13 protein-coding genes are annotated in these 12867 nt (G+C 38.1%); 8 read left to right on the top strand and 5 right to left on the bottom strand.

Annotated features, from left to right (window positions below; genetic code table 11):
- The 5 genes from G498_RS0107980 (at nucleotide 1) to G498_RS0107940 (ending at nucleotide 5012) form a co-directional block, all read left to right on the top strand.
- Nucleotides 1-759, top strand: a complete 759-nt coding sequence (locus G498_RS0107980) for a metallophosphoesterase (protein ID WP_026980698.1) — start codon at nucleotides 1-3, stop codon at nucleotides 757-759.
- A 90-nt stretch (nucleotides 760-849) separates the two neighbouring features.
- Nucleotides 850-1839 (top strand): MarR family transcriptional regulator, encoded by a 990-nt coding sequence (locus G498_RS0107975; protein ID WP_026980697.1) that lies wholly within the window; start codon nucleotides 850-852, stop codon nucleotides 1837-1839.
- Nucleotides 1833-2597 carry a nucleotidyl transferase AbiEii/AbiGii toxin family protein gene (locus G498_RS0107970; protein ID WP_026980696.1) on the top strand — a complete coding sequence of 255 codons (765 nt, stop codon included), beginning with the start codon at nucleotides 1833-1835 and terminating at the stop codon, nucleotides 2595-2597. Before G498_RS0107975 ends, G498_RS0107970 begins: the two co-directional genes overlap by 7 nt.
- A 211-nt stretch (nucleotides 2598-2808) precedes the next feature.
- Nucleotides 2809-3360 (top strand): hypothetical protein, encoded by a 552-nt coding sequence (locus tag G498_RS0107965; RefSeq protein ID WP_026980695.1) that lies wholly within the window; start codon nucleotides 2809-2811, stop codon nucleotides 3358-3360.
- Between the two features lie 1229 nt (nucleotides 3361-4589).
- The gene (locus tag G498_RS0107940; protein ID WP_026980691.1) at nucleotides 4590-5012 is read left to right on the top strand and encodes a DUF6943 family protein; all 423 of its coding nucleotides are present in this window, start codon (nucleotides 4590-4592) and stop codon (nucleotides 5010-5012) included.
- A gap of 67 nt (nucleotides 5013-5079) precedes the next feature.
- Here the strand turns inward: G498_RS0107940 and G498_RS15880 are convergent, their stop codons facing one another.
- From G498_RS15880 to G498_RS0107925, 3 genes are read right to left on the bottom strand one after another with little or no spacing between them, the layout of a single operon-like run.
- Nucleotides 5080-5256, bottom strand: coding sequence for a hypothetical protein (locus tag G498_RS15880; RefSeq protein WP_165569396.1), 177 nt, complete (start codon nucleotides 5254-5256; stop codon nucleotides 5080-5082).
- On the bottom strand, nucleotides 5243-5425 hold the full coding sequence (locus G498_RS0107930; RefSeq protein WP_026980690.1) for a hypothetical protein: 183 nt from the start codon (nucleotides 5423-5425) through the stop codon (nucleotides 5243-5245). The genes G498_RS15880 and G498_RS0107930 overlap by 14 nt, the downstream gene beginning before the upstream one ends.
- 26 nt (nucleotides 5426-5451) lie before the next feature.
- On the bottom strand, nucleotides 5452-6210 hold the full coding sequence (locus tag G498_RS0107925; RefSeq protein ID WP_026980689.1) for a hypothetical protein: 759 nt from the start codon (nucleotides 6208-6210) through the stop codon (nucleotides 5452-5454).
- Nucleotides 6211-6973: 763 nt separating this feature from the next.
- On the opposite strand from G498_RS0107925, the gene G498_RS0107915 reads away from it, so the two are divergent.
- Entirely contained in the window at nucleotides 6974-7522 is a 549-nt protein-coding gene (locus tag G498_RS0107915) for a DUF4468 domain-containing protein (RefSeq protein ID WP_026980687.1), read from the top strand.
- 46 nt (nucleotides 7523-7568) lie between these two features.
- On the opposite strand, the gene G498_RS0107910 is transcribed toward G498_RS0107915, so the two are convergent.
- Nucleotides 7569-9839 (bottom strand): cation:proton antiporter domain-containing protein, encoded by a 2271-nt coding sequence (locus tag G498_RS0107910; RefSeq protein ID WP_026980686.1) that lies wholly within the window; start codon nucleotides 9837-9839, stop codon nucleotides 7569-7571.
- 167 nt (nucleotides 9840-10006) lie between these two features.
- Between G498_RS0107910 and hemN the strand changes: the two genes are divergently transcribed.
- Both hemN and G498_RS0107900 read left to right on the top strand, forming a co-directional pair.
- Nucleotides 10007-11371, top strand: coding sequence for an oxygen-independent coproporphyrinogen III oxidase (hemN, locus tag G498_RS0107905; protein WP_026980685.1), 1365 nt, complete (start codon nucleotides 10007-10009; stop codon nucleotides 11369-11371).
- A gap of 139 nt (nucleotides 11372-11510) precedes the next feature.
- Entirely contained in the window at nucleotides 11511-12089 is a 579-nt protein-coding gene (locus G498_RS0107900; protein ID WP_026980684.1) for a uracil-DNA glycosylase family protein, read from the top strand.
- On the opposite strand, the gene G498_RS0107895 is transcribed toward G498_RS0107900, so the two are convergent.
- Nucleotides 12090-12791 carry a sulfite exporter TauE/SafE family protein gene (locus G498_RS0107895; RefSeq protein ID WP_026980683.1) on the bottom strand — a complete coding sequence of 234 codons (702 nt, stop codon included), beginning with the start codon at nucleotides 12789-12791 and terminating at the stop codon, nucleotides 12090-12092.
- Nucleotides 12792-12867 lie beyond the last annotated feature (76 nt).

Below are 12867 nucleotides of genomic sequence, written 5' to 3'. Positions count from 1 at the left end.
ATGAAACTCCAATACTGCTCCGATTTACACCTCGAATTTCCGGAAAACAAAAAGTACATATTGGAAAATCCGATTCCACCGGTAGGTGACATTCTTATTCTGGCCGGAGATATTGTCCCTTTTGCAGTAATGTACAAACATCAGGATTTTTTCGATTTTGTTTCTGATCACTTCAAAATAACATACTGGATTCCCGGGAACCATGAATATTACTACTATGAAAGTTCTGATAAATTTGGAACTATCGATATCAAAATTCGTGAGAATGTTTTTTTGGTGAATAACATTGTCAAAGAAACCGAAAACGTAAAACTGCTGTTTTCAACCTTATGGTCCTCCATACCGCCGGATAAGCAATGGCTGATTCAAAATTCCTTGTCCGATTTTAAAGTAATCAAACCCAATGGCTCTTTATTACTGGCAGACGATTATAACAAACTGCATCAGGAAAGTGTGTCGTTTTTAGAAAAGGAGCTTAAACAGCAAACAGATAAACAATCCATTGTGGTATCCCACCACGTCCCTACCTTTTTAAATTATCCGCAACAGTATAACAATAGTAAAATTAATGCCGCTTTTGCCTCTGAACAGTCGGGTTTAATAGAAAACCACAAAATAAACCATTGGATCTTTGGCCATCATCATAGTAATGTACCGGATTTTTCAATCGGGAATACGGTTATGCATACCAATCAGCTGGGGTATATCAAATACGGTGAAAATCAGGATTATAATGACACTAAATGTATAGTAGTATAAATAATAATTGTATTTAATTGATATTTAGCATAATAAACCTATATTTGCACAATAAACCAATCAGGTTTATTATTGTAAAAAAGGTTTATTATGCGTAATGTAGAAGACTATTTCAAGGAAATATTGGGCTTTGAACTCAAATGCAAACCGGCAACTAAAGAAGATTTAGGCAAGCTTCCGTTTGTATATGCCAACAAATACAATTTTTACGAAACCAATTATTTCGAAGATAAATACCTTTTAATGGAGGTGCATAAGGAAGATGCATTCGAAGCCGCTCAATTCAGAAAACAAATTATTGCAATACAACAGGCACTTGATAAAAAAATAATTGTAGTGCTGAACGATATCTCCGCAGTCACAAGAAAAAGACTTATAGAGCAAAGAATAAATTTCATAGTTCCCGGAAAACAAATGTACCTGGCAGAAATGTACATAGACATCAGAGAGTTCAAAAAAGCTAAAAGTTTTGAAAAATCGTTTAGTCTGCTGCCTTCTGCTCAGCTAATTCTGTTGTATCATATACTGCATAAAGAAGACGCTGTCAGTAACTATACTTTCAAAGAATTGGCCGAGAAAACCGGATATTCCCAAATGGCCATAACCAAAGCCGTAAATAACCTCAAAAACGTAGCATTTGCCAATGTGACGGGTACAAAGGAAAAACGAATAGAATTAGAGAAAGATATTCCTAAATTGTGGAAAGAGATAGAAAACAGCTTGGTAAATCCGGTGCTTAAAACGGTTTATGTGGATGAAAAACCCGAAGGTCTTTACAAATGTAATGTAACAGCATTAGAAGAGTATACTAACATGAATCCGGGTAGCAAGGAATACTATGCCATTGAGAAAAATGAGTTCTACGAATTAGAGAAAAACAATAAATTATTTAACCTTAACGAGGAAAATGGTTTTTATGCGTTAGAAGTATGGAAATACAATCCGAAACTGCTCACAGACGGTATTTCCAGGAACAATAATGTAGATCCGTTATCATTATACTTAAGTTTAAAAGATAAATTTGCAGACGAACGAATAGATATGGCGTTAGACCAGATAATAGAAAAATACATATGGTAAGAGGATTGGGAATTTTTAAAGAGCATTTCAAAGAATTCAGCAACAATTATATAATCATCGGTGGAACCGCCTGCGATATCATTATTAACCGGGAAGGTTTTACACCAAGAGCAACCAAAGACATAGACATTATTTTGGTTATAGAAGCACTCAGTCCGGAATTTGTAAAACACTTTTGGGAATTTATTAAATCCGGAAATTACGAGGTAAAAGAAAAAAGTGAGGAAGGCCGGAAATATTACCGCTTTCTGAAACCGCAACAAGAGGACTATCCTTTCCAGATAGAATTATTCTCCCGCATTCCGGATCTGTTGGATTTAGAAGAAGGCACTCATTTAACACCTGTTCCGGTAGATACCGAAATTTCCAGTTTATCAGCCATACTCATGGATGACGACTATTACAATTACACCACCCGGAACAGTCAGTTGGAAGAAGGCGTTCATTTAGCAAATACCGAAGCATTAATAGCCTTGAAAGCAAGAGCGTTTCTGGATTATAAAACAAGAAAAGAAAACGGTGAAAAAATAGATGACAGACAATTGCGAAAACACAAGCTGGATGTCTTCCGATTAATGTTATTCTTAACACCTGAAGATAAATTTACGGTGCCGGACAGTATAAAGAAAGATATTATTGAATTTGCCGAAGCAGTTAAGGAAGATCTTCCGGACAGGCTGATATTTAAAGAAATGGGAGCCGGTAATGTAAATGTAGAAGCAATATACCAACAGTTGCGGGTTGCATTTAACCTTTAAACAAATCCTTATCTCATTCAGCGGCACAAAAAACATCTTTAGTCCAGGTATTCCTAAAGCTGCTTCTTTGTTTGCTTCATTTCGCTAAAGATTTGTTTGGGAATTAGTCATATAAGAGATGTCAATTACGTTGCGTTATTAATAATTTTAGTGTTTTTTATCCCTGATAAGATATATTATTCCTAAATTTAAGGGATAAAATATTCATATTATGAAAATTGAACTGCTTGAGAAAAACGAATGGGAATATCGCCGTTTAATGAGTGTAGCAGAATTTAAAATGCGCTATTTAGAAGGCGATCCGGAAATTGATTTATTAAAAGCCATTTTTCTAAAACCAAACTCACTGGAAGCCCATGAAGCTTATGTAGAGTGGTTTTTATATTATAAAAAGCATACTCTGTGTTATAAAAATGATAACAATGAAAATTATAATAGAGTCATTCAGATTTATACAAAAATAATTGATTTAGACACTAACTATACAGTGCTTAAAACCGGTAAGGATAAATTGATGTATCGCTTGGGTTCTAATTATGACTCTGAAAAAAAACAACTTACTTTAAAATTAAAATTATTTGCGTTAGCCTGTGTTCAGCATAAGTTATGGTATAAAGCCATTACCAATTACAAGGAAATTTTAAAAATCTTTCCGGAAAATCAATATGCCAAGGAACAGTTAAGTTTATGCTCTTTAAAAATTCAGAGAACGGATGATTATAAAAATCCTTTGGACAATTATTTAGATTTATCAAAAAACTAAACTGATAATTTCCCCACACTTCCCTCCGCTACTAAAAAAATTACTGTCACAGTTTTTGGAGCAAAAACCCGTATGCAGGCAACTTGTGCCAGTAATTTTTTCCCCAAAGCTGTGTTACATAATGGCATCTTATAGTTCATGTCAGAGCTAGTTATTGTCATTTTGGAAAGCCAAGAACTATAAGATGCCATTATGTAAAACAGCCCCTCGGCCATTGCGCGCGAGCCCTCACTCAACGCCAACATTTTGGCAGCTTTCCATCGCACCACCCAGCCGCCAAAATACCGGCATTTCGCTCGCGCCTAAACACGTTTAGTTTTTCAACAGAAACATCGTGTCATCACTCCACCAAAACATAATTGTCTTCACTGTTTTTAAGTACTTTGTGTTTAAAGCGGTAGTCTTTGCATTGCCTTTGTACGTGCTGTTCCTTTTCATAACATAATTTGTTGTCATTCTGAGCTTGTCGTAGAAACTCAAGTATGCAGCACCCACAAAGCCAAAAATTTCCCGCAAGAGTATGGTAATAGCAGTTGTCAGGCGTTTTTTCTTCATTGCTTCGCTACCGTCTTAATGCAAAACATTTCATAAAACAAACAACTATTTACTTCTCACTTTTCCCGTTTCACTAGTCAACGCATCAAGCCGGCACAAAGCAATCACAAATTGGGTAGTTCACAACTGCTACAACCATACCCTTGCTTCCGCTACTGCCACCGCACTACGCAGTATTTGCATTGTTTTTTGAAGATGCCTCACGTTTTTCATAGCCAGTATGTTGTTGGTAGTAGTAAGCATTATAAAACACCTCCCGGCATCCCCAAAAATCAACACCAAGAAAGCGTTTTAAATTTCCGTACTGTTTGAAACATCCAATCGTTAAGCTGAACGTACTTCCAATTCAAACATTCCAAAAATTCAAAACCCTTTCATCACGACCAAACCATCAATCATCCCTTTTTATTTCTGATTTCAAAATCAGGTTCAATTCTTTAAAAACAAAAAACAGAAAAAAAGAAGGCAAATTTATTTTTCCGGGTTATCAGAAAAACCGATTCAAGCCCTTCGGGTTTTTCAAAAAATCTCCACCCTCCGGGTAGTATTTTTCGAAAAAAACCGGTTTTACTGAAACCCTCCAAAGAGATGATGGCTTTATTTTTTTCCGTTTTTTCTTTTGAAAAAATTTTATGCAAAGCGACAACGGAGTTAACCTTTAAAACATGAAAGCCATGACAAATTACATTGTGAAAACACACAAACCCGGAACGGTTTATGCTAAACCGCATTTTTTCGTATTAAACAAAGGTCTAAACAGCGGAAAACCGCAAAAAACGGCTTTTGCAAACAGTTTTGTAATCCAGTTTGCCACCTCTGAAGACTGCGAAAACTTCTACTGGATAGCCTACAGCCTTTGGCAGTCCAAATTCTGGCACCAATTCTTAAAAGGTTCCGTAGTTCCGTTTATTACTTCGGATGATTTTAAGAAAGAATTCAACAGTAAATCAAGGGAATTAATGCAGGATTTTGAAGCGCATGAAAAAGCAGTAAAAGCAATCCGCTTGCTGCAGCTTAAAGAAGAACAGTTTTACGCCAACATTAACCTGTTAAACGACCTGAAACGCTCTATTTTACATAGGTACACCCGTAAATAAAAAAAAGCCTGGTCTTGCGACTAGGCTTTCTTACTTAATCCGGAAAAGGTTACCAATCAAAACCGGACTATTTATTTTTAGATTTTGTGAACTTTTTTAAAAGCATCGATACCGAAAAACTTACAATCGCTCCGACTACCGCTAAGATAATGGTTTTTATAATATCTTCGGACGTAATGTTCGGTAGGATGCTTAAAAAAGTTCCGGCAGCAGTTCCCAACGGAATAACATTATTTGATGCCATCGCGGGGAAGATTTTTATTATCCTCCTGCAAGCGCTTTACAAGCTCTTTTTCCATTTTGGCATCTTCATCCACTGTCACCTGACTAACGGCTGATAAAGCCAAACCAACGGTTCTCAAGACCTTAAAAAACTTCGGAGTTGGTGCTTTCGCTCTTTCCACTACATTCATATTAAACCTCCTCTCTTTGCTAAAAATTAAACACCACCGTCCACACTCACAATCGATAACGGGTTAAAAGCACCATTTTTAAGCGGGTACATTTGTCCGTTAATCTGTTGGTAAAACTCAATTCCCAACGCCAAAACAAGCGGATGCGTAGAGTTAGGCGTAACTGCATTGCTGAGGTTAATTACAGCGGTTGCAGTAGTGTCCCAAGGCAAGATTGCCGTTTCGGAAGTTTCCACAACATACGTTTCGTTTTCAAAATCGATTTCCGCACCGCCGGAAATAACTTTAAAATGCGTGGTTCCGGTAGGAGCTGCAATCATATTCGCCGGAATGAAAGAGGGGATATTGGCTACCAAAGTACCCGCAACACGATCAATCGTTGAAGTAAAAGGAGCAAACAAGCTCGTTCCTAATTTACCGCGAATATTGAATTCAAACCCTAAAGTTAATTCAATCTCCCCATCGATTACATTTCGCAAACCTCTTTCCGAAACCGTATCCGCCTGGATAACTTTTACCATTGTCTGAGTAAGGCGGCTTACCATTCTGCTGTCCGCAGAATTTAACAATAATGGTCGTAAAGCTGTTCTTAAAACCTTTCCGGCTTTACCAGCTCTACCAAATTCGGAACCGTTCTCACGTGTTCTTTGGAAAGCGGGATCACTCGCTATTCTACTCGCATCAATACCGCCTTTTTCACGGGCCAAATGCCCGTCCTGTGTCTTGTAAAAGGTAATATCTCCGATAGTACCTTTCAGTTTAATTATGCCTTTCTGTCTAGCCATAACTTCAAAAATTAAATTCAAAAAATAGATTCACACTCTTTCAATCATCATCACGTTGCAACATTTCCCGATTGATTCAGAAGCAAATTTGCACACATTTTAGACTGAATCTTATGAGCACCTATACAGAGTGTCCATTTGCAAACAATTTGTCACAAATAAGAACCATTTGACCTTTAAAAAGGAAACCATTTTTTAAATAATTTTATACAAACGAAAAGTATATCAAAAGCCAATCAAAGGCATAGATAAAGTATAAATATATTTGTATTGTATGAGTAAGGAGTTAAATAGAATTTGTATATACACAAAGGATATACAGCGTATTACAGGCAAGAGTTATCGTCAAAGCACAAGATTGTATCAAAAAATAAAAAACTACCTAAATAAGCCCGAAAATCACTTTTTAAGCATTACAGAATTTTGTGAAAGTACTGGATTAAATCTCTCCGAAGTTCAGAATATGATTAAGTAAATAACTTGTTTAATTTTTGAACCGATTATTTGTAAAAAAGTAATCAAAAGACTAAATTTACACTATACGATTTGACAATAATTTGAATAGAATTTTAGGATACAAATTCGGTTACCTTAAAATTCAGAATTCAATGAAGCCTTTAAATAGCAGGAAAATTACAAGGAGTTCGATTCTCTCCGACTCCACTAAAGGCCTTTAAAACTTAATTTAAAGGCTTTTTTATTTTAAAAATTATGCTAATATTGTAATCCTATTAACCTATTAACCTATTAACCAACCCAAAAAATGAAAAAATTGTTATTCGCCCTGCTTTTTGTTTCCTTTGGTATTCAGGCGCAGCAGGCAAAATTTGACTTCCCTTTAAACGAAAACGGACAGATTATTTTTAGCGAAGTGGTAGCTGTAGACGGAAAAGCAAAAGCCGATTTGTTTACCAATTCCAAAATGTTCTTTGTTAATACGTACAAAGTAACTGCCGACAAATTAAAAATCAACAACGAAGCTTCTTCCGTTACAGACAGTCAGTATTCCATTATGACGGTTAAAATCAACGGAAGTGATGTAAAAGTGAAGTTATTTTACACGATTTCAATCTTATCAAAAGACAACAAATACAAATACGAAATCAAAAACATTCTGACTAAAACCGAAGTTTCCGAAACGCCTTTGGAAAAATTATTCGACAAAACCGCAGCCGAAAAAGCAGCACAAAAACCAAAAGCAATGGAAACTTTAACGGCTTACTACGGAGCTATCAATGCTGAAATCGAAAATATCAAATCGAACATTAAAAAGGAAATGAGCAAAGCCAATGCGAATTCCAGCGAATGGTAAAATATACAGAGTAGAAATTAAAAAGTCCCGAAATCGGGACTTTTTTTTATGGTTTCATAATTAATAACGAAGGCGTTTTGTTCAACCAGGAACTTTGTTTTTCTAAAAGCAATTTCCAGGTTTCCACACTGATTATCATTAAATCCTGCTCGTCTAAAAGTGCTTTCTCTATCTTTCGTTCCACGGCTAATTTAACGTGCTTCGGATATTTTTTACCAATTTTATCAATCTGTTCGTTAAATACGGAACTGCCTTTCAAATGGCCGGCTTTGTCTAATATCGTTACGGTTGCGTTCGAATTTTCAATCAATTGTTTCGCATAATCCAGTAAGAATAAATCGCTTTCATCCAACAACAAGACAAAAACACGGTTTGCATTTTGAAAATTTTTATCCACCAAAATCCCCACCGGAACTTCCGTTTTGGATAAAATCATTGAGGTTCTTTCGTCAAAATGAGCATTATCAAATAATTTTTCCTTTCCGGTAAATTTGTTGATTAAACTTTCCGGACTTATGATACGTGTTGTAAAACCGAGAACACGACCTAAAAATGTTCCGTCAAATATCGACTGGCTTAAACTCATCAGCACCAAATCAAAATCGCCTTGATTTGATGCTTCAACAACATCATTCTCCACTTCAATGGAACTTTTAAAAAGCGTGGTGACTTTCTGGTTGAGCTCTTCGGATGCTTGTAAGACCGGTTTAAAGCTCTCTTCTTCATACTGATCGACACTGTAAGGATTCAACTCATTACTCGGCAGGATATGCATCGCGGTTACCACGGAATTGTTGTTCATTTTCTTAACGAAATTGTTCGCCAAACGCAATAACGACTTACTTTCTTCTGCATTTTGGAACGAGAAAAGAATCTTGAATTTATTATTTTGAATAATTTCCTTAGGAAGAATTTCCGTTTTCGATTTAAAAACAAAGTTGATGATGTCCAGTGCCGGGCCGGTCATAAAAGTGGTAACCAAGGCCATGATTACCATCATCGCAAAAATTTCCGGTCTCAGAACGCCTAAGTCGTAACCGATGTTGAGCACCACAAGTTCCATCAAACCACGGGTGTTCATTAAAGCACCGATGGTTAAACTGTCTTTCCAGGTTTGGCCCACATATCTCGCCGTTAAAGCACTTCCGACAAATTTACCAATCACGGCCACTAAAATGATGTAGCCGCAAACTTGCCACAAATAAATATCATCCAACAAACCGATTTGCGTGCGAAGACCTGTAAACACAAAGAACAACGGCAATAACATCACCTGTGAAACGTCTTCCACTTTTTCGATGAAAACATTGCGGAAATGCATGCTTACCGGCATAATTACCCCGGCCATAAACGCTCCGAATAAGGCGTGAATACCAATGATTTCGGTAGCATAAGAGGAAATCAGTAAGGTTAAAAAGAAAATGGCCACCACGGGTTTGGTTATGCTGTCCGGATTGTCATACAGTTCCCCGATGCGTTTTAAGAACGGTTTTACCACTTTCAGCATCAGCAAAACATAGATGACAGCTAAGGCGATAATGTAAAGCGAACTCAGGAAAGAGCCGGCTTTTACGATGGCAATTACGGCAGCCAGAATACACCAAGCAGTGATATCGTCTGCAGCAGCGCAGGTAATAACCATCGCACCCAATTTGGTTTTGTGCAATCCTCGTTCCTGAACGATTCGCGCTAACACCGGAAAGGCCGTGATACTCATCGCAATCCCGGTAAACAGGGCGAAAGATAAAAACTCAGTGCCTTCGGGAGCAAAATCGGTATAAATAAAATAAGCCAGAAACATTCCCAGGGTAAACGGAATGACAATACTGGCGTGACTGATTACAACAGCTTCTTTGGCTTTGTTTTGCAGGACTTTCAAATCGAGCTCCATTCCTACCACAAACATAAACAGAATCAACCCTATCTGGCTGAGAAACTGAAGATTTCCCAAAGACTCCAAAGGAAACAAAGCGGTTGAAAATTCCGGAAAATAACTTCCGATAACCGAAGGCCCTAATACAATTCCTGCCAAAATTTCCCCGATAACGGTTGGCTGACCAATGCGCTTAAAAAGGGTACCGAACAATCTTGCCACAAAAACAATCGTAACAATTTGCGCTAACAGTATGGCTAACGGATGGGTAAGATTGTGTTCCAGAGAAATGAGAAATTCCTGCCATTGGCTGTTTTGAGAAGCAACCGCAACAACATTTCTGCCTTTTTCCAAGGCTTTTCCGTTCTGTACGGTCCAGTACATGATTGCCGTGGTAACGCCAATAATGCCGAAGTAAAAGAAACCGTTTCTGTATTTTTTCATAGCAAAACCAAGCGGTTGGTACTTAGCGCTTACAGACATCAATATTAGTAATAAAAAAGGAAATAAAGATTATCGGAAGAATATTTATTCTGACAGTAGTCTATATGACAAATGTCATTTTAAATAAAAGTTTGCCGCAGTAATTTTGACCTTATAAAATCATTGTTATGAGCACTACATTAATTCAGAAATACAATGTACCGGGGCCGCGTTACACCAGTTACCCAACGGTTCCTTATTGGGATGATGACAGTTTTTCAGCGGAAGGATGGAAAAAAAGTTATATAAAATCGCTTTCCGAAAGCAATGCTTCTGAAGGCATCAGTTTGTATATTCACTTGCCGTTTTGCGAAAGTTTGTGTACGTTTTGCGGCTGTCATAAACGCATTACCAAACGCCATGAGGTAGAAAACCCATACATCGAGGCGGTTCTGAAAGAATGGAATTTGTACTGCGATGTGTTTCCGGAAAAACCGCTCATAAGGGAAATCCATTTAGGAGGGGGAACACCAACCTTTTTCTCTCCTGAAAATCTTGAGCACCTCATCAACGGGATTTTTAAACGTGCCGAAAAAGCGCCCAGCCACGAATTCAGCTTTGAAGGACATCCGAACAATACCACGCGGGAACATCTTCAGAAACTATACGATTTAGGCTTCAGAAGAGTGAGTTTCGGGGTTCAGGATTATTCGGAAAAAGTTCAGAAGGCCATTCACCGCATTCAACCGTTTCACAATGTGGCTAAGGTTACGTTTTGGGCCAAAGAGATTGGTTACACCTCTATTTCACACGATTTAATATTCGGCTTACCATTCCAGACACTTGAAAATATAGTTGATACAATTGAGAAAACAAAATCGCTTTCTCCCGATCGTCTGGCTTTTTACAGCTACGCACACGTTCCCTGGATTAAAGGTAACGGGCAGCGTGGTTTTAAAGACGAAGACGTTCCGAAAGACGATGAAAAACGCCAATTGTATGAAGTGGGAAAACAGTTGCTGGCCAAAAAAGGCTATCACGAAATTGGGATGGACCATTTCGCCTTGAAAAAAGACAGCATGTACGATGCGTTCCAGCAAGGCAAACTGCACCGCAACTTTATGGGCTATACCTCATCTAAAACCCAGTTAATGATTGGCTTAGGCGTTTCATCCATCAGTGACAGCTGGTATGGTTTTGCGCAAAACGAAAAGGTACTGGAAGACTATTACGCCCGATTGGAAAAGAACGAAATCCCGGTTAGCAAAGGGCATATTCTGAATGAGGAAGATCTGATTATCCGCAAACACATTTTAAATTTAATGTGCCAGTTTACGACTTCATGGGATGAAAAGCATCAGTATTTTGAAGAATTACCAGAAGTCCTGGCACAGTTACGGGAAATGGAAAACGACGGTTTGCTCATCATACAGAAGAATGCCATCACTATAACCGAAAAAGGAAAACCTTTTGTGCGCAACGTTTGCATGGCTTTTGATTTACGCCTAAAACGCAAAGCTCCTCAAACGCAGTTGTTCTCAATGACGGTGTAAACACATGTAAAGCAGACTCGTTTATATATTTATCATCTTTTTCTTCGAATGCACGAATAGCTTAGACAATAATTCGTGCATTCGTTATTTTATATTGTTAAGTATTTGCTTAAATTTAAGAAACCTTATTTTTTAAATCATGGAAGCATTACTTCGCAAAATAGCGCTATGTACCGTCTGCCAGGAATTTCTGCCCAATGAGCCGAAACCAATTTTGTCAATGAGCAGAGAATCGAAAATCATTATTATCGGTCAGGCTCCCGGAAGAAAAGTACATGAAAGTGGTATTCCGTGGAACGATGCCAGTGGCGAAGAACTGCGACGTTGGCTGAATGTAGACCGAAATCAGTTTTACGATACTTCAATTTTTGGGATTATGCCGATGGGATTCTGCTATCCGGGAAAAGGAAAATCGGGGGATTTGCCGCCAAGACCGGAATGTGCGCCGCTATGGCATCAGCTTCTTTTGGAACAGGTAGACGAGGTAAAACTCATTCTGCTCATCGGAAATTATGCGCACAAATACTATCTGAAAGACAAAGCCTATCCTACTTTAACGGAAAACGTACTGCATTATCAGGAATTTCTGCCGATGAAGTTTTTGCCGTTGGTGCATCCTTCGCCGAGAAATAAAATATGGCAGAAGAAAAATCCTTGGTTTGAAGAGGAAGTGGTTCCGGAACTCAGAAGAATTGTTCGGGAAGCGCTTAGAAAATAATTAGCGGCAAACCGGATTGTTTTGCACAAACAGGCTCATATCACTTGGAGACACATACGGAATGCCCAATCCTAACCCGCGCATGATGAACAGCATTCCAATAAAAACCGTCACTATAGGAATGACTTTCTGAATCCTGTTGCGCATCGGAACGGTAATCAGGGTGGATGCATAAACCACCGCACTCATCATCGGAATCGTTCCCAATCCGTAAAGGAACATGTAACTTACACCAAGTAGTTCATTCTGCATGGCAATTGCCCCGAATAAAGCGACATACACCAATCCGCAAGGTAAAAATCCGTTTAACAGACCAATGGTAAACAAGGCTTTGTAGCTACGCTTTTTGAACTGACTTCCTAAAGCCGTTTTTACTTTTGAAATCAAACGGTAAACCGGTTTGGAGAAATTATTTTGGGCGAGGACTTTCTCCGGAACCAATACGAACGCAATCATCAAAACGCCAATGACAACAGACAATTGTTGCTGCATTCCCGCCAGAAAAAGCCCTTTGCCCAACAAACCAAAAACCAACCCGAAAGTCATATAGGCTACGATTCTCCCGGAGTGATACGTTAAAAGCTGTACTGTTTTTTTAGCCGGATTCTTATGGTCAAGCGGCAGCATCATCGCAATGGGCCCACACATCCCAATGCAATGCAAACTACTGATTAAGCCTAATATGAATCCTGAGTATACCATTTTTATTTTTGAAAGATAAGGGAAGAGTAATAAGGGATAAGAACCGTAACAAGAAGCTTTCCCTTTTTCCTTTTCC

Source organism: Flavobacterium suncheonense GH29-5 = DSM 17707, assembly GCF_000430025.1.
In the GTDB taxonomy this organism is placed as follows: Bacteria; Bacteroidota; Bacteroidia; order Flavobacteriales; family Flavobacteriaceae; genus Flavobacterium; species Flavobacterium suncheonense.
Note: the sequence above shows the minus strand (reverse complement) of the source record. Positions and strands in the feature narration are given on the sequence as shown.

Bases quoted from the DNA above. Each gene is read 5' to 3' on its own strand.
- G498_RS0107980 (WP_026980698.1), top strand. From the start codon at position 1: ATGAAACTCCAATACTGCTCCGATTTACACCTCGAATTTCCGGAAAAC.
- G498_RS0107975 (WP_026980697.1), top strand. From the start codon at position 850: ATGCGTAATGTAGAAGACTATTTCAAGGAAATATTGGGCTTTGAACTC.
- G498_RS0107970 (WP_026980696.1), top strand. From the start codon at position 1,833: ATGGTAAGAGGATTGGGAATTTTTAAAGAGCATTTCAAAGAATTCAGC.
- G498_RS0107965 (WP_026980695.1), top strand. From the start codon at position 2,809: ATGAAAATTGAACTGCTTGAGAAAAACGAATGGGAATATCGCCGTTTA.
- G498_RS0107940 (WP_026980691.1), top strand. From the start codon at position 4,590: ATGACAAATTACATTGTGAAAACACACAAACCCGGAACGGTTTATGCT.
- G498_RS15880 (WP_165569396.1), bottom strand. From the start codon at position 5,256: ATGGCATCAAATAATGTTATTCCGTTGGGAACTGCTGCCGGAACTTTT.
- G498_RS0107930 (WP_026980690.1), bottom strand. From the start codon at position 5,425: ATGAATGTAGTGGAAAGAGCGAAAGCACCAACTCCGAAGTTTTTTAAG.
- G498_RS0107925 (WP_026980689.1), bottom strand. From the start codon at position 6,210: ATGGCTAGACAGAAAGGCATAATTAAACTGAAAGGTACTATCGGAGAT.
- G498_RS0107915 (WP_026980687.1), top strand. From the start codon at position 6,974: ATGAAAAAATTGTTATTCGCCCTGCTTTTTGTTTCCTTTGGTATTCAG.
- G498_RS0107910 (WP_026980686.1), bottom strand. From the start codon at position 9,839: ATGAAAAAATACAGAAACGGTTTCTTTTACTTCGGCATTATTGGCGTT.
- hemN (WP_026980685.1), top strand. From the start codon at position 10,007: ATGAGCACTACATTAATTCAGAAATACAATGTACCGGGGCCGCGTTAC.
- G498_RS0107900 (WP_026980684.1), top strand. From the start codon at position 11,511: ATGGAAGCATTACTTCGCAAAATAGCGCTATGTACCGTCTGCCAGGAA.
- G498_RS0107895 (WP_026980683.1), bottom strand. From the start codon at position 12,791: ATGGTATACTCAGGATTCATATTAGGCTTAATCAGTAGTTTGCATTGC.